This is a genomic window from Hyphomonas sp. UBA3195, from assembly GCF_002366485.1.
In the GTDB taxonomy this organism is placed as follows: Bacteria; Pseudomonadota; Alphaproteobacteria; order Caulobacterales; family Hyphomonadaceae; genus Hyphomonas.
Window position 1 is genome coordinate 26,406 of sequence record NZ_DEXB01000034.1, and the last position, 16,772, is coordinate 43,177.

A 16,772-nucleotide genomic window follows, 5' to 3' on the forward strand; every position below is an offset into this window, starting at 1 on the left:
GTCAGTTTTCTCTTGAAGTTCCCCTGTTCGGCGAACCTAACCCAATCTTCCTGCAAATGCGATCACGTGTTCGTGTATCCTGCTTGAAGCCTTTGTGGCGGATGCAGTGAAACCTCGCCCTGCGGCGTCGTCAGACTTGATCTGACGCCCCCACACACCCTATGCAGACGCGAACCAGACCCGGATGACCTTCCTATGCCATCAGACAGTCTCACCACCGCCCTGCTGGCCATTGCCCGCCGCCAGCCACTGGACATCGCTACGCTTGAGGGGGCTTTCGACAAGCTCTTGTCCGGCGAGGCGGCCCCCGAAGAGGTCGGTGCGTTCCTCATGGGCCTGACCGTGCGGGGAGAGACAGCCGACGAGCTCGCCGCCGGGGCGCGCATCATGCGCCAACATGCCCGCAAGGTGCATGTGGAAGGGCCTGTCCTCGATACATGCGGGACAGGCGGCCTGCCATGGAAAAGCCTGAACACCTCCACCGCCAGCGCGATCGTGATCGCGGCGGCGGGCGGACGGGTCGCCAAGCATGGCAATCGCTCGGTGCCGCCCAAGACCGGCTCGGCCGACGTGCTCGAAGCGCTCGGCGTCAATCTCGACATGGACGAAGAAACCTTCCTCGAATGCCTGAATGGCTGCGGCGTCGCGTTCATGTTCGCGCGCAGCCATCACAGTGCCATGCGCCATGTCGCGCCGGTGCGCGCAAAACTCGGCATCCGCACCATCTTCAATCTGCTCGGCCCACTCAGCAATCCGGCCGGTGCCGAATACCAGGTTCTGGGCGTATTCGCGCCCGAATGGGTGCGACCGATGGCCGAGACCCTGTCGCGTCTCGGCACCAAGCGCGCCTGGGTCGTGCACGGCCTGGACGGCATCGACGAGATCTCCATCGCCGGCACAACGAAAGTCTGTGAAGTGGCGGGCGACGATTTACACGAATTCGAGCTGACCCCTGCCGACGCCGGACTGGAAACGAGCCCGCTGTCGACCCTGGAGGGCGGAGGCGTGGAAGACAATGCGCTCGCCATCACCGAATTGCTGGAGGGCCAGGAAGGCCCGTTCCGCGATGTCGTGCTGCTCAACGCAGCCGCCGGCCTGCATGTTTATGGCAAGGCCGACACGCTCAAACAGGGCGCCGCCATGGCCGCCGAGGCCATCGACAGCGGCAAGGCCCGGCAAACCTTGCGGGCCCTGGCTGCTCTCTCCAACGGGCAGGATCCGGAATGAGCACCGCCCTTGATCGGATCATCGCCTACAAGGTCGATGAAGTCGCCGCCGCCAAGCGCGAGACCCCGCTGGCCGCGCTGGAGGCACGCCTGCCCGAGGCCAGCCCGCCGCGCGGCTTCGCTCAATCCATGTCCATGATTGCCGGCCTCGACGAGAACGCACTGATCTGCGAGCTGAAGCGCAAGAGCCCGTCCGCCGGGGACATCCTGCCGGGCGCGGACCCTATCCAGATTGCCCGCGAATATGAATCCGGTGGCGCGGCCTGCCTCTCTGTCCTGACGGATGGGCCGAGCTTTGGCGGCAGCCTGGAGGATTTCGCTCAAATTCGCTCCGCTGTCGGCCTGCCCATGCTGCGCAAGGATTTCATGATCGATCCCTATCAGGTGATCGAATCCCGCGTGCATGGCGCCGATTGCGTCCTGGTCATCATGGCCTGCCTCAGCGACGCTCAGGCCAGCGAGATGACGGATACGGCACTCGACCTCGGCATGGACGTCCTGCTCGAGACCCACAATGAGGAAGAGCTGGCACGCGCGCTCGATCTGCCGTCTCCGCTCATTGGCATCAACAATCGGGACTTGAAGCGCATGGTCACCGATCTGGGCACAACCGAGCGCCTCGCGCCGCTGGTCCCGGCTGAGAAGGTGCTGATTTCCGAAAGTGGCGTCTCATCGCCCGAACATATCAAAAGATTGCGCGAAACAGGCACCCGGCGCTTTCTTATCGGGGAAAGCCTTATGAAAATGGGCATAAACCGCCACAAAAGCGTTACACAAATGAGGGTAGCTGGCACGAATTGACCCGAAGCATGAACACATGTAGAACATAAGTGAACATAGATTCGCCCGAAGGGAGTCACCCGTGCTGACTAGTAAACAAAAGGAATTGCTGCTCTTCATCAATGAGCGCATTCAGGAAACCGGCGTTTCGCCATCCTTTGACGAGATGAAGGATGCGCTGAACCTGGCGTCCAAATCCGGCATCCACCGTCTTATCACAGCGCTTGAAGAGCGCGGGTTCATCCGGCGTCTTGCGCATCGGGCCCGCGCCCTTGAAGTGCTGAAACTACCGGAATCGGTTTCGCCCGGCGCCCCTCGCGGCCGCAAGGAGTTCAAGCCGGCACTCGTATCCTCCGGTCAGCCCGCCCCGACTCAGAGCGCACATACCGTGCCGCTGATCGGCCGTATCGCCGCTGGTCTGCCGATTTCTGCGATCCAGCAGGACAATGGTCACGTCAATGCGCCGGATGGCCTGACCGATGGGGAAGAACACTTCGCCCTCGAAGTTCAGGGTGACTCGATGATCGACGCGGGTATCCTTGAGGGTGACATCGTGGTCTGCCGCCGCACGGATACAGCCAATACGGGCGACATCGTCGTCGCGCTGGTCGATGGGGAAGAAGCCACACTGAAGCGGCTTCGCCGCAAAGGCGCCTCCGTGGCGCTTGAAGCCGCCAACCCGGCGTTCGAAACACGCATTTTCGGGCCTGACCGGGTGCAGGTGCAGGGCCGCCTCGTCGCTCTGATCCGTCGCTACGACTAATCGGTTTCCACACCGCAAGGTTTCCAGGGCCGCGCTTTACAAGGCGCGGCCCTTTTTGATGGCGCACCTTTCGTGTTGAGAGTGATGGCACCTGTCCGGACCACGTCAGACCACAAGACAGGCTCAGCGCAACTGACGGATCGTTCGCCCGTATCCGTCAGGGCGTGTGGGACAAGTTCATACGCGGCATCGGCGCGAGGATGACAGGCTGTGGCATCGGCGTCGGGGCGCGGCAGCGCTATCCGGCCGATCTCGGCATCCAGAATGCACGGCCAGTCTGCACACAGGCCTGACGGCTCCAACGTGCTGAACCGCATCGGCGACAAACCATCGCCATCGATGTAGCGGATCTTGTGCACCTCGCCGCCAGCCAGCCGCACGAACACGTCGCCCGAAGCCGACCAATGCAGCGCCATGGCCGGGGCCGCGATCCAGAGCCAGGTTGCCGGCCCGCTGAGGGCCACCACAAACAGCCAGCGTCATATGCCCCTTGCAACCACAGCCAGTCCCAACGCCGCACTGAACAGGACGAGTGAGACACCCGGCATTTGCTTGCCGGGAGACAGCCCGCCTGGTGCCTGTTCGGTACACGTCTGGGCGATCCAGAGAATGGCCTCCAGCGAATAGCCAAAGACACGCAAGCCCAGATCTCCGTATCCAAATGGTGTGAGGATCAGCGCAGCCGCAGCGGCGGGCGCGCTCACGAACGTGATCACCGGCATGGCTGCGAGATTGGCCAGTAGGCCGAGCCCCGCGAGCCGGTCAAAATGGTAGAGTGCATACGGGGCCGTTGCCGTGCCGGCGACGAGAGACGTGACCGCGAGCGAGGCCCAGCTATAGCTGAAGCTGCCCAGCACCTTGTCGGAAGCGGATCGGCGCGCTGTCCACGCCTCGTAGGTGGCGATCAGGGCGCCTGACGCTGCGAACGACATCTGGAAGCCGGGCGTCATGACGCTTTCCGGCTGCAACAGGATCACCAGGATCATCGCAATTGCAAAGGAGCGCAGGCTCAGCGCTGCCCGGTCGAACAGGACCGCGCCGAACACGACCGCCAGCATGATGAAAGCCCGCTGGGTGGAAACGCCGGCGCCGGAAAGGATCAGATAAGCCAAACTCGCCGCGAGTGCGATGATCGCTGCGGGTTTCTGCACCGCCACGCGCAGCGCCAATGGCTCGATACAGGCGAGCAGTCGCCGCATGAGGTAGAAAACCAGCGCGCCCACAATCGCCATATGGAGACCGGAGATTGCCAGAAGGTGCGCCAGGCCGGAATTACGCAGGGCGACCTGATCCTCCACGCGCATATAGCTGCGGTCGCCCGAAACGAGCGCAGCCGCGAAGCCACCCGCCCGATCACCCGCGGCAATGTTCACATGCGCCGCCAATTGCCTGCGGAAGGCTGCGACCTTCATCCGGATATCGGGCAGTATTCCATCCGGCGCGCCAAGCGTGCCACCCCGGCAGCGGCCCTGCACATAGCCGACGCCTCCAAGTTGTTCGAACCATGCCTGCCGCCGGAAATCATATTCCCCCTCCATGCTCGGGGCGGGCGGCGGCCTCAGCACACCCCAGCATCGTACAAAGCGTCCGGAGGAAACCTCCAGCCGGGAGCGATGCGTCAGGCGCACGGTCTTGGGTGTCGTTTCCGGCGTCAGCCCTGCGATGGCGTGCACATCGATGCGCAAACGGGGTCCCTTGGCGCCAGTCTCGATTTCCGACAGCCAGCCCTCGACCATGACCGGCCCGGTCTCTGCAACGATCACGGGCGCTGCGACCAGCCGCGCCCGCAATGCTGCAGAACTCATCCCAAGCGCCGCGCCGAAGGCAAGCCACACGCAAAGTTGAAGCAGGGATGGCAACAGGAATCGTCGCCCCAGCGCGATCAGGATCGCCATGGCAAGCGGCGCCAGCAATACCGGTTCAAAGTCTGGTTCAGCGGGAGCTAGAAAATACGCCGCAGCGCCGCTTGCCATGGCAAAGGCGAGCAACAGGGGCAGTGCATCGACGGTCGCAATTGACCATATCTGACGTGGCTGCGCTGCATCCTGCGCGGCGCGCCCCTTGCCTTTGGCAGGGGAGTTGTGTTTCTGCGGCGCAAGAGCCTCACCCGCGTCCATCAATCGGAGCCTGCCTGTCCCATGAGCGTCATCACGCGTTTTGCCCCCTCTCCCACTGGCATGCTGCACATTGGAGGGGCAAGGACGGCACTTTTCAACTACCTCTTCGCGAAACGGCACAACGGGAAGTTTCTTCTGCGGATCGAGGATACCGACCGCGCCCGTTCATCTGACGAGGCGACAGCCGCCATTCTGGAAGGCATGGAGTGGCTGGGCCTGACACCGGACGCCCCTCCGGTCATGCAGTTTGACCAAGCCGCTCGCCACACGGAAATTGCCCTCGACATGATCGCGCGCGGCACCGCCTTCCGTTGCTATGCAACGCCCGAAGAACTGCAAGCGCGCCGCGACCTAGGCGAAGAAAAGCGCCAGGCTGCCAAGGCCGACGGTGTTTCGGAAGATGCGAAAGCTGCGCTGCTGGCCGAGGCCAACGAATTGCTCGCCCCCTATCGCTCTCCGTGGCGCGATGGTGCGCCGGCGCCTTCCGAGGATGCCCCCTATACTGTGCGCCTGCGCGCGCCGGATGGCGGCGACCGAATACTTGAGGATGGCGTTCAGGGTCGCGTGACCATTCAGGCGAGCGAATTGGACGACATGATCCTGCTGCGCGCCGACGGCACCCCGACCTACATGCTGGCCGTGGTGGTAGATGACCACGATATGGGCGTGACCCATGTGATCCGGGGCGATGACCATCTGAGGAATGCTTTCCGCCAGATCCCGATCTATGAGGCGATGGGCTGGGATATCCCCAAATTCGCTCACGTTTCCCTGATCCATGGACCGGACGGGGCGAAACTGTCCAAGCGCCACGGCGCCCTTTCGACGCTGGCCTATCGCGAGATGGGTTATCTGCCGGAAGCCATGAAAGCCTACCTGCTCCGCCTTGGCTGGAGCCATGGTGACCAGGAAATCTTCACCGAAGCCGAAGCGACGGCACTTTTCGATATCGAGGGTATCAACAAGGCGCCCGCCCGGCTGGACCTTGAAAAGCTGGGTCAGATCAACTCCCATTTCATGCGCGCGACCGATGACGCGCGCCTCTTCGATCTTCTATTGCCCTATCTTGAAGCCAATGCCCCAATGAGCGAAGCCGAGACTTTTCGCATCCGCGCTGCGATGGCCGGCCTGAAGGATCGCGGCACGACGCTCCCCGAACTGGCTGAGGCGTTCGCGTTCCTGCGCGACATCCGGCCAATCCAGATGAACAAGAAAGCGCGAAAGTCGCTGTCAGAAGAAGGACTTGACCGGCTCGCCGGTCTGCGCGACGAACTGCAGCAATTGCGCCAATGGACGGCAGAAACTATATCGCACGTCATAAGTTCCTATTGCGCTGACCACGACCTCTCCATGGGGCAGGTGGGTCAACCGCTAAGGGCTGCGCTGACAGGCGGCTTGCCCGCGCCAGACATTGCACCGGTCCTTGAATGGCTCGGACAGGATGAGGCGCTGGGACGTATTGAAGATCAAACGGCGAAGGCAAGGGATTAAACTCCCACGCCGCGCTGGACAAAAACATGATTTGGAAGGGCTAAAGCTGATGGAAAACAAGACCAAAGACGCTGGTACAGCGAAGATCGAAATTGACGGCAAATCGTATGACATGCCCGTCCTGTCCGGTACGCATGGGCCGAACGTCATGGATGTGCGCAAATTCTACGCGCAATCCGGCCAGTTCACCTTTGACCCGGGCTTCACCTCCACGGCGAGCTGTGAAAGCCAGATCACGTTCATTGACGGGGAAGAAGGCGTCCTGCTGCACCGCGGCTATCCGATTGGCCAGCTGGCTGCGCAAGCGACTTTCCCCGAAGTCTGCCACCTGATCCTGAATGGCGAACTGCCTTCCAAGGCCGAACTCGACAGCTTCAATGACGAAATCAAGCAGCACACATTGCTGCACACCCAGATGGACCGCTTCTTCGAAGGGTTCCGTCGTGACAGCCACCCAATGGCCATGCTGACCGGAACGGTTGGCGCGATGGCGTCATTTTATCCTGGCGCCATGGACAGCGAAGATCCGGAAGAGCGTCGCCTCGCCTCGATCCGCCTGATCGCGAAGATGCCAACGCTCTGCGCTCGCATCCTGAAGTACAATATGGGCCAGAAATTCGTCGATCCGCGCAACGAGCTGTCTTATGCGGAGAACTTCCTCAGCATGTGCTTCTCGGTCTCCGCTGAAGACTACAAGGTCGATCCGAAGATTGCGAAAGCAATGGACCGCTTCTTCATCCTGCACGCCGATCACGAGCAGAATGCCTCGACCTCGACCGTGCGTCTTGCAGGCTCGTCGGGCGCGCACCCATTCGCGGCTGTGGCCGCTGGCGTGGCCTGTCTCTGGGGCCCGAGCCATGGCGGCGCAAACGAAGCCTGCCTCAACATGCTGCACGAAATCGGCACCGTGGACCGCATTCCGGAATTCATTGAAAAGGCCAAAGACAAATCTGACCCGTTCCGCCTGATGGGCTTCGGTCACCGCGTCTACAAGAACTACGATCCGCGCGCGACCGTGATGCGCGAGTCGGCGCACGAAGTGCTCGACCTGCTGGGTCTGAAGGATCAGCCGATCCTGAAAGTCGCCATGGAGCTGGAACGGATTGCTCTGGAAGACGAGTATTTCGCCGAGAAGAAACTCTACCCGAATGTCGACTTCTATTCCGGCATCATTCTCGACGCGATCGGATTCCCGAAGCAGATGTTCACCGTCCTGTTCTCGCTGGCCCGTACGGTTGGCTGGATTGCCCAGCTCAACGAGATGCTGGTCGACCCGACCCAGCGCATTGGCCGCCCGCGCCAGATCTATACCGGCGCTGCCCAGCGCGATTATGTACCAATGGATCAGCGTTAATCCGCCATCCACGATTCAGAAAGCCCCGGCAGCGTCCGGGGCTTCTTTGGTTTCGGGACAGGTAATACCGCAAATGCCTGTTCCCTTTTCACCCGACTCCCTGCTAAAGGCCTGCGCATGAAAACCGCTGTGATTGTCTTCCCCGGATCGAACTGCGACCGCGACGCGCATGACGCCCTTGCCAAGGTAACCGGTCAGGCGCCGGCCATGGTCTGGCACAAGGATGGCACGATCCCCGAGGGCACTGACCTCGTCATGGTTCCCGGCGGCTTCTCCTACGGCGATTACCTGCGCTGCGGCGCGATGGCAGGCAATTCACCCGTGATCTCGCAATTGCACGATCATGCCGCGCGCGGCGGCTATGTGCTCGGCGTCTGCAACGGCTTCCAGATCCTTTGCGAAACGGGTCTCCTGCCCGGCGCGCTTATGCGCAATGCCTCGCTCCACTTTGTCTGTCGCCCTCAGGCCCTGAAGATCGAGTCGACGAACACGGCCTATACAAGCGCCTATTCCGGCGCATCGGACGTAGTGATCCCCGTCGCCCATCATGACGGCAATTATTTTGCTGACGACACCACGCTCAATACGCTGGAAGGCGAAGGCCGCGTGGCCTTCCGCTATGCCAGCGGCCAGAACCCGAACGGCTCTGCGCGGGACATCGCCGGCATTCTCAGCGAAAATGGCCGCATCCTCGGCATGATGCCGCATCCAGAGCGCGCCATTGGCGGGCATGAGGGCGGCACCGACGGTCTTGGCGTGTTCGAGAGCCTGCTCAGCGCGGCCTGACCCTGGGCCTCCCTGACGGCCCGCCCCCACCCAAGATTATTCTTGACGCGATAAGCGCATGAATATATCGATAATCAATAATTTTGGGGCTGCGGGGAACACCATGACATATCTTGAAGAAAGCCAGGCTGCTGGCCGCGAAATCTTTCCTGACCTTGCACGCGCATGGGCACTGTTCGGCATCGCGCTGGTCAATGTCGGCGTCCTATCCTGGCCCATGATGAGCAGCTATCATGCCGATGGTGCAACAGTGAGCGGCATCGATGACGCGGCCTGGTTCGGCGTCAACGCCCTGTTCCTGATGAAGTCCTACTCACTGTTCTCCTTCATGTTCGGGGTCGGCTTCGCCTATCAGATGCAGTCCGCTGAACGGCGCGGGGTCGGGTTCGCAGGGCGGTACTGGCGTCGCATCGTGGGCCTGCTGGCCTTTGGTGCGTTGAACATTGCCTGCTTCTTCATCGGCGACATTCTCGTGATCTATGCGGTGCTCGGCTCAATCCTGTTCCTGTTCCGCAATGCGTCCCAGAAGACGCTGATCGTCTGGGGCTGCATCATCTACGCGATCCAGATCCTGCTCGTCTCAGCGATCGCGCTCATGATGTATCTAGGGGTCACCTTTGCACCAGAGGAAATGGTGGCGGTGACGGAAGAGTTCGCCGTGGCAGACGCCAAGGCGCTCGAAATCTTCGGGTCGGCCGGTTTTGCCGAAACAGCGGCCTATCGCGTGTCTGAATATCTTTCAGGCTTCCCTTTCATGATATTGTTCCAGGGATTTGGTGCGTTCGCCTTCTTCCTGTTTGGCCTTGCGGCCGTACGCAGCAGCATCATCGCCCGTGCCTCGGCCCCTATCTGGAAACCTGCGCGCCGTTTCGCACTGCCTGTCGGTTTGCTGCTCAGCAGCGCAGGCGGCTGGTTGCTGGTCGACAGCCACGGCATGACCGATCCGAGAATGCTGCTCGGCCTCGTCCTGGTCACGATCGGGAGTCCGTTCTCCACTTTTGGATATCTCGGCGTGATCGCGAAATGGGCCGAAGGTACACCGGGGCCCGTCACGGTTTTCTTCGCACGGGGCGGCACGTCCTCGCTCACCGCCTACCTGATGCAGGGCCTGATCTTCTCGTTGCTGTTCACCGCGTATGGCTTTGGTTACTTCGCGAGCCTGACCGCGGCACAGACCATTGGCGTTGCCTTCCTCACCGCACTCTTCAGCGTCGCCTTTGTCAGCCTCTGGCGGGTGAAGTTCCAGCGCGGCCCCATGGAGGCCATCCTGCGCAACTGGACCTATCTCGGCGCACGTTAGCCGCGTTCGACCGGTTGCCCTTCGCGTCCGATCCGGTTCTATGGGACTGACCCAACAGGAGGCTTCCATGACCGCCCACAAAGATCTCATCGCGCGCTTGCCCAAGGCTGAGCTGCACCTGCACATCGAAGGCAGTTTCGAACCGGAGATGATGATGGCGCTGGCCGAGCGCAATCAGATCGAGATTCCGTTCAAGACGCTGGAAGAGGCCAAGGCGGCCTATGATTTCAACAATCTTCAGGAATTCCTGGACCTTTATTATCAGGGCATGAATGTGCTGCGCACCGAGCAGGACTTCCATGACATGACTTTCGCGTATCTGAAGCGCGCCAAGGAAGACAATGTCGTCCATGTCGAGATGTTCTTCGATCCGCAGGCGCATACAGAGCGCGGCGTGGCGTTTGGAACTGTCGCTGATGGTATAATCTCGGCGCTGAAGCGCGGCGAGGAAGAGCTGGGCATCACATCCGAACTCATCATGAGCTTCCTGCGCCATCTGAGCGAAGAGGACGGGTTTGCCTTGCTCGAAGAATCCGCACCCTGGCACGACCATTTTGTCGGCGTGGGCCTCGACAGTTCCGAGGTCGGGCATCCACCGTCGAAATTCCAGAAACTGTTTGCGCGCTGTCGCGAGCTTGGCTTCAAACTCTGCCTGCATGCCGGCGAGGAAGGCCCTCCGGAATATGTGCGAGAGGCCCTTCTGGACATCGGTGCGGACCGGATCGATCATGGTAACCGCGCGATGGAAGATCCCGCTCTGATCGCCGTATTGCGCGACACCCAGACGCCGCTCACCAATTGCCCCCTGTCAAACCTGTCGCTCTGCGTGCTCGACGACCTGCGCAAGAGCCCGGTGAAACGTCAGCTGGAAGAAGGCTTGCTGGTGTGCGTGAACTCTGACGATCCGGCCTATTTCGGCGGCTATATCGGCCAGAATTACGAGGCCATCACCGAAGCGCTGGACCTGTCGGCCGATCAGATCGTCCAGCTGGCCCGCAATAGCTTCACCGGCTCGTTCCTGAGCGACGCCGACAAAAGCCGCCACCTGTCAGAAATCGACCGGGTGCGGGGTAGCTGACCCACGTTCGATCCGTCCATTCCAAAATCTAAGGAAATCCGCAATGCTCAAGAAATTCATTTTCGGTTCGGCCGCGCTTGCGATTTCCGCTTGCGGAAACGACGCCGGCTCAGTGACTGACGCCCCAGCGGACCCACCTATTGAGCCGCCTGCCTTCGCGGTGAATGACTATTCTGATACGGCGAACTGGCTTTGTCATCCGGACAAGAGTGACGATGCCTGCTCCATCGACCTGGCAGCCACCGAAATATTGGCGGACGGCACCACGACCCGATTGCCCCACACCCCGGCAGCTGAGCCCGCTTTCGACTGCTTCTACATCTACCCAACAGTCTCTTTCGACGTCACGCCAAACAGCGACATGATTGCGGGGCCCGAAGAGTTGAACGTTGTAGCCAATCAGTTTGCCCGATACGGCGAAACATGCCGCCTCTTTGCACCAATCTACCGACAGACCACATTGCTGGAACTGCAAAAGCAGATGACAGCCGGTCAGACAGCTGCAGATGACGCGATGCGCTACGCCGATGTGATCGGCAGCTGGAACACCTATCTTGCCAACGAGAACAATGGCCGCGGCGTTGTCCTGATCGGTCACTCGCAAGGTGCCAGCATGATCTACCAGATGCTGGAAAAGGATATTGTCGGCTCTCCCGCTCAGGAGAAGCTCATCGCAGTCCACGCAATCGGCTATGAAACTGTGATTGATCCCGGCACCGGGCGCGCATCCGGTCTGCCGGTCTGCTCCTCTCCGTCCGAAACCGGATGCATCGTGAGTTTCGCCAGTTTCCGCGAATCCTCGCCACCGCCCGAAGATTCCTTTTTCGGCAAGGCCCAGGACGGCAAACGCGCGGTCTGTACGAATCCGGCGGCGCTCGGCGGTGGCCAGGGTGATTTGAAAGCCTACATGCCCCGCCAAAGCCTTGGAAGACTTGCTCCAAATGACTACGGCGTCGCGGTCGACACACCTTTTGTTTCGCTACCCGGCCTGCTCTCAGCCCAATGCCTGGCCAACGACACCCATGACTGGCTGGCTGTCACGATTCACGCTGATCCAGCGGATCCGCGCGCCGATGACATTCCAGGCGATCTTGTTTTCAACGGCAAAGTGGTCCCCGATTGGGGCCTGCATCTTGTCGACATGAATCTCGCAATGGGCAACCTCGTGGACCTTGCCAGAACGCAAGGGCAGGCCTGGTTGGACGCCCAAAACGCAGAGTGAGCACAATGAGGCTGGCGACTCGTGGCAATTGCCGCTAAAGCGCCGGTCATGACTGACAAAACTGCGATCCTCGCCCACCTCACCGCCGAGCAGGATGACACTGCCGGCCTGGAACATGGCATCAAGGCCGACGAATGGGAGCGCCTCGTCACGCGGCTCGGGCGCAAGCCGAACCTCGTCGAACTCGGCATCTATTCGGTAATGTGGTCAGAGCATTGCTCGTACAAATCCTCGCGCCGTCATCTGTCCAAATTCCCGACCAAGAATGACCGCGTCATCCAGGGCCCCGGCGAGAATGCCGGCGTCATCGACATTGGTGACGGCCAAGCTGCCATCTTCAAGATGGAGAGCCACAACCACCCGTCCTATATCGAGCCTTATCAGGGCGCGGCGACGGGCGTGGGCGGCATCCTGCGCGATGTCTTCACCATGGGCGCGCGCCCGATCGCGCTGGTCAATGCATTGCGCTTCGGCTCCCCGGACCATCCCAAGACCCGCAGCCTCGTGGCGGGCGTGGTCGCGGGCATCGGCGGATACGGAAACTGTGTGGGCGTGCCGACCGTGGCCGGGGAAACCCAGTTCGACGAAGGCTATAATGGCAACATCCTCGTCAATGCGATGGCCGTCGGCCTCGCCGATCAGGACAAGATTTTCTATGCCCGCGGCGCGACGCCCGGAAATCCGATCTTCTATGTCGGATCGAAGACCGGGCGCGACGGCATCCATGGCGCGACCATGGCGTCTGCCGAATTCTCCGAGGGCGACGAGGAGAAGCGCCCTACCGTGCAGGTTGGCGACCCGTTCACCGAGAAGCTGCTGATCGAGGCCTGCCTCGAACTGATGGCGACAGACGCCATTCAGGCAATCCAGGACATGGGCGCTGCTGGCCTGACCTCCTCCTCGGTCGAGATGGCCGCCAGCGGCGGCGAGAATGGCGAAGGCATCGGCGTGGTCATGGACCTCGACAAGGTGCCCCAGCGCGAAGAAGGCATGACAGCATATGAGATCATGCTGTCCGAGAGCCAGGAGCGCATGCTCATGGTGCTCTATCCCGACAAGATCGATGTCGCGAAAGCGGTGTTCGACAAGTATGACCTGTCGGCTGAAGTCATCGGTCACACGACCGATACCGGCCATCTTGTGCTGACGCAGTTTGGCGAGACGGTTTGCGACATCCCCGTCGCTCCACTGGCTGAAGATGCGCCGAATTATGACCGCCCCTGGACAGAGCCGCCGAAGCGCGCGCCTTTGGACATTTCAAAATATCCCGAGCCTGAAGATTATGGCGAAGTGCTGCTCAAACTGATGTCGTCGCCTGACATGGCGTCAAAGCGCTGGATCTGGGAACAGTATGACCGCCACGTGATGGGCGACACGGTCGACTCGTCGCAAAGCATGGGTGACGCCGCCATTGTGCGCATCCACGGCACGAACAAGGCGCTGGCCATCACATCCGACTGCAACCCGCACTATGTAGCCGCCGATCCCTATGAAGGCGGCAAGCAGGCGGTGGCGGAAGCTTACCGTAACCTCTCCGCTGTTGGCGCAACGCCGATTGCGATCACGGACAATCTCAATTTCGGCAATCCGGAAAAGCCCGCCACGATGGGCTATATCGTCAAGGCGATCGAAGGCATGGCCGAAGCCTGCCGCGAACTCGATTTCCCGGTCGTGTCGGGCAACGTGTCCCTCTACAATGAGACCGATGGCATTGCCATTCCGCCGACACCCGTTGTGGGCGGCGTGGGCCTGATTGAGGATTTGTCAAAGGTGGCGACGCTCAACGGCGCGCAGCCCGGGGACACCCTGGTTGTAGTCGGCGAAACAAAGGGTCATCTTGGCGCTTCGCTCTACGCTCGGGAATGGCTCGGACTCAAGGGTGACGATCTAGGTACTCCGCCGCAAGTGAACCTCGCGATTGAAGCAAAGAATGCAGCATTCGTTCGCGAGATGATACGACAAGCGAAAGTCACCTCCGCTCACGACGTGAGCGAGGGTGGTTTGATATGTGCCGCCATCGATATGGCGCTGGCCACCGGAATTGGAATCATCATTGATCCAACTATTCACAAAGACCTTACGAATTGCACTTGGTTGTTTGGCGAAGATCAGGCGCGAACCCTCGTTTCCGTCTCCGAGGACTGTTTATCAGAACTAATTGGAAGAGCGGCAGTCGCTGACGTTCACGTAGACGTACTTGGCCAGCTCACCGAGTCGCCAGACGATGACCTGTTGGTCCTAGGAACATACGGCGTGGTTTCCGTCGGAGAGCTAAGAAAAGCCCATGAGGGGTGGCTGCCGGCCTATATGAATTCCGTCGACTGAACGAGAAACACCCCTTCTGAATTCTGCAAAAGGGGTGCTCACTCTGGTGACTTTATGTCAGGCTAAAACTTGTAGCCAACGCCCAGCATCACACCATTCGTGTCGGTATCTTCGAACGAATAGTAGGTGTAGTCGCCGCGAAGCTCCCAGTTTTCGGTCAGGTCATAGGTAAGACCTGCACCGATGGCCGGGCCTTCCTCGGAATCCTCAACCGTAATCGGCGTACCGCCCGGCGTGGCCAGCGACGCATCAAGATCGATATATGCATAACCGGCGCGACCGAAGGCGCTCAGGCGCTCCGTAAGCGGCACATCTGCGCGGCCATACAGACCAACCAGATAGTTCAGGCCGATGTCGCCGGAAGCGCCGATCAAGTCGTTGAAGTCGCCATCATTGTTGTCGTCGAGATTGAATTCGTCTTCGTCAACATTGTAGTCGAATTCGCCATCATCGATGCCCGAGGCCAGTTCACCTTCAAGGCTAAAGACATTGTTGAACTTGTAGCCGAGACGCGCGGCGATGCCGTTCGTGTCAACACCCTGCTCTGCACCATCGGGTTCGATTTCCAGGTACTGGTACCCGCCATCAAGATAGAAGCCCGTGTCACTCTCATAGGACTGCGCCTGAGCGGACACAGCCAGACCCGTGGCTGCAGATGCGATCAGAAAATACTTAAACATGTGGTCTCCTTTAAAGACGTGTTCAGCTCCCGCCAGATCGGCGAGACCACAAGAAAACCGTGTCTGAACTGTGTCTGTTCCCATGACAAATCCGCAACCCCCAGCAGTTGCCGGAAAGTCACATGTTCTTAATGCGGATTAACCACCCTTACCGTTGTTTTATTTATTGAAATACGGTGCTCAGAGACTTTCGTGCAGCATTGCAAATCGGTGACGCACAGCGGGTTTGGAACCAACCCGCGGTGCCGACGTTCTCACGCCCCTTCCTCCTTGAAAGGATTAGTTTTCCTGCCGCTTGGACGAGATGAGCCAGGCATCCGCCGCCTTCACCGCCATAACAAGCGTGTCGCCCGCCCGCACAAAGAAATCATGTGTCAGATCGCCATAATCATCCGAAGGGGCGTGATATCCGGGATGGTCTTCGACCCCAAAATACAGAAATGGAATGCCGATCTCGTGAAAGACGGCATGATCGGACTGGTTGGTCCAGTCATCCTGTCCGAGTTCAGGCGAGTCATGTCCTGTGAGCAGGGTTACCGGCACTTGGGTGACCAAATCATCAATCATGGGCTTCAGCTGCGGGTAAGGCGTGGTGCCAGCGACATAGAGTTCTCCCGCGTCGGATCGCCCAACCATGTCGAAATTCATGGTCAATGCGACCCGCCCAAGATCAATCAGCCCAGATTCGACCAGAGCCTTTGCGCCCTGATAGCCGATTTCTTCGGCGTCCAGCGCGGCAAAGACGATGTCATGCTTGGGAGGATTTCGCTCGAAATATTCTGCGACACCGACAAGCGCGGCCACACCAGAGGCATTGTCGTCAGCGCCATTATATATTTCTCCGTCAACGATGCCGAGATGGTCGTAATGGGCCGTAACCACGAGCATGGGGCCCCGCCCCGGCGTCTCCCCGGCGATCCAGCCAACAATATTCACACCGTCTGCCGGTTCCGATAACCCGTCCGTTGGCCCCGGCAGGACTGGAAAGGCGTACTCGTATGTCCCGTGGAACCTGCGCAGCTCCATCGTCTCGAACCGCTTCAGGATGAATCCCCGTGCTGCGGCATTGCCTGATGATCCCGCAGCACGGCCTTCCAGTGCGTCCGAGGAAAGCGTTTCCGTCAGGTTCAGCATGGCTGGGCCGTCTACATACATCGCGCGATACTCCGTGAGACGGTCCGCCACGTCGTCATCGCGGTTCATGTAGAAGAAGACGCCCGCGACAATCATCACAATGAAAAGAACTTCGGCGAGAATGAAGGCGCGCATTCTGGTCATGGGGGCGAATCCAATCATGATTTCTGTTATTACCACTTTAGAGTTGCCCTCCTGATGTCACAATCGGTTCAGCCGGATGCTTGACGTCGCAGGTGCTAAACGCCAGTTCTGCCACGCAACTGGAAGGAACTGCCCATGGCCATGTCACGCGAGACGCTGCTCGGATATCTCACCGACGCTTTCCCGGAAGCCGAGATCACGCTGACCGACCTGGCGGGCGACGACAATCACTGGCAGGCCGAGATCGTCAGCAGCCAGTTCGCTGGCATTCCCCGCGTGAAGCAGCACCAATTGGTCTATTCTGCCCTGAAAGGCACGATGGGGGGCGAACTTCATGCGCTGGCCCTGAAAACGCGGGCACCGGATTCCTGA

At 60.2% G+C, this 16,772-nt stretch carries 15 protein-coding genes; 11 read left to right on the forward strand and 4 right to left on the reverse strand.

What is annotated here, in order from left to right:
* The first annotated feature begins 195 nt into the window (after positions 1-195).
* The 3 genes from trpD (at position 196) to lexA (ending at position 2,769) form a co-directional block, all read left to right on the forward strand.
* Positions 196-1,227: an anthranilate phosphoribosyltransferase gene (gene trpD / locus B2344_RS10620; RefSeq protein WP_290485199.1), complete on the forward strand. Its 1,032-nt coding sequence runs from the start codon at positions 196-198 to the stop codon at positions 1,225-1,227.
* Positions 1,224-2,027: an indole-3-glycerol phosphate synthase TrpC gene (gene trpC / locus B2344_RS10625; RefSeq protein WP_290485200.1), complete on the forward strand. Its 804-nt coding sequence runs from the start codon at positions 1,224-1,226 to the stop codon at positions 2,025-2,027. The genes trpD and trpC overlap by 4 nt, the downstream gene beginning before the upstream one ends.
* 61 nt (positions 2,028-2,088) lie before the next feature.
* On the forward strand, positions 2,089-2,769 hold the full coding sequence (lexA, locus tag B2344_RS10630) for a transcriptional repressor LexA (protein WP_034815518.1): 681 nt from the start codon (positions 2,089-2,091) through the stop codon (positions 2,767-2,769).
* Here the strand turns inward: lexA and B2344_RS10635 are convergent.
* Both B2344_RS10635 and B2344_RS10640 read right to left on the reverse strand, forming a co-directional pair.
* On the reverse strand, positions 2,766-3,233 hold the full coding sequence (locus B2344_RS10635; RefSeq protein ID WP_290485201.1) for a hypothetical protein: 468 nt from the start codon (positions 3,231-3,233) through the stop codon (positions 2,766-2,768). The two genes, lexA and B2344_RS10635, sit on opposite strands and share 4 nt — an antisense overlap.
* A 15-nt stretch (positions 3,234-3,248) precedes the next feature.
* Entirely contained in the window at positions 3,249-4,886 is a 1,638-nt protein-coding gene (locus B2344_RS10640; RefSeq protein WP_290485202.1) for a ComEC/Rec2 family competence protein, read from the reverse strand.
* 21 nt (positions 4,887-4,907) lie between these two features.
* Here B2344_RS10640 and gltX point away from each other — a divergent pair, with 21 nt between their 5' ends.
* From gltX to purL, 7 genes are all read left to right on the forward strand, one after another.
* Positions 4,908-6,377 (forward strand): glutamate--tRNA ligase, encoded by a 1,470-nt coding sequence (gene gltX, locus B2344_RS10645; protein ID WP_290485203.1) that lies wholly within the window; start codon positions 4,908-4,910, stop codon positions 6,375-6,377.
* 49 nt (positions 6,378-6,426) lie between these two features.
* On the forward strand, positions 6,427-7,731 hold the full coding sequence (gene gltA, locus B2344_RS10650; RefSeq protein ID WP_206990612.1) for a citrate synthase: 1,305 nt from the start codon (positions 6,427-6,429) through the stop codon (positions 7,729-7,731).
* 117 nt (positions 7,732-7,848) lie between these two features.
* Positions 7,849-8,517 carry a phosphoribosylformylglycinamidine synthase subunit PurQ gene (gene purQ, locus B2344_RS10655; protein ID WP_206990613.1) on the forward strand — a complete coding sequence of 223 codons (669 nt, stop codon included), beginning with the start codon at positions 7,849-7,851 and terminating at the stop codon, positions 8,515-8,517.
* 103 nt (positions 8,518-8,620) lie between these two features.
* Entirely contained in the window at positions 8,621-9,817 is a 1,197-nt protein-coding gene (locus tag B2344_RS10660) for a DUF418 domain-containing protein (RefSeq protein ID WP_290482900.1), read from the forward strand.
* A gap of 67 nt (positions 9,818-9,884) precedes the next feature.
* Positions 9,885-10,895, forward strand: a complete 1,011-nt coding sequence (locus B2344_RS10665) for an adenosine deaminase (RefSeq protein ID WP_290485204.1) — start codon at positions 9,885-9,887, stop codon at positions 10,893-10,895.
* Positions 10,896-10,938: 43 nt separating this feature from the next.
* Complete coding sequence (locus B2344_RS10670) at positions 10,939-12,117, forward strand: DUF3089 domain-containing protein (protein WP_290482899.1); 1,179 nt, start codon at positions 10,939-10,941, stop codon at positions 12,115-12,117.
* 48 nt (positions 12,118-12,165) lie between these two features.
* Complete coding sequence (gene purL / locus B2344_RS10675) at positions 12,166-14,442, forward strand: phosphoribosylformylglycinamidine synthase subunit PurL (RefSeq protein WP_290485205.1); 2,277 nt, start codon at positions 12,166-12,168, stop codon at positions 14,440-14,442.
* Positions 14,443-14,504: 62 nt separating this feature from the next.
* Here the strand turns inward: purL and B2344_RS10680 are convergent, their stop codons facing one another.
* Positions 14,505-15,122 carry a porin family protein gene (locus tag B2344_RS10680; RefSeq protein WP_034815756.1) on the reverse strand — a complete coding sequence of 206 codons (618 nt, stop codon included), beginning with the start codon at positions 15,120-15,122 and terminating at the stop codon, positions 14,505-14,507.
* A gap of 279 nt (positions 15,123-15,401) precedes the next feature.
* Positions 15,402-16,400 carry a M20/M25/M40 family metallo-hydrolase gene (locus B2344_RS10685; protein WP_290485206.1) on the reverse strand — a complete coding sequence of 333 codons (999 nt, stop codon included), beginning with the start codon at positions 16,398-16,400 and terminating at the stop codon, positions 15,402-15,404.
* Positions 16,401-16,535: 135 nt separating this feature from the next.
* On the opposite strand from B2344_RS10685, the gene B2344_RS10690 reads away from it, so the two are divergent.
* Positions 16,536-16,772, forward strand: coding sequence for a BolA/IbaG family iron-sulfur metabolism protein (locus tag B2344_RS10690; RefSeq protein ID WP_034815527.1), 237 nt, complete (start codon positions 16,536-16,538; stop codon positions 16,770-16,772).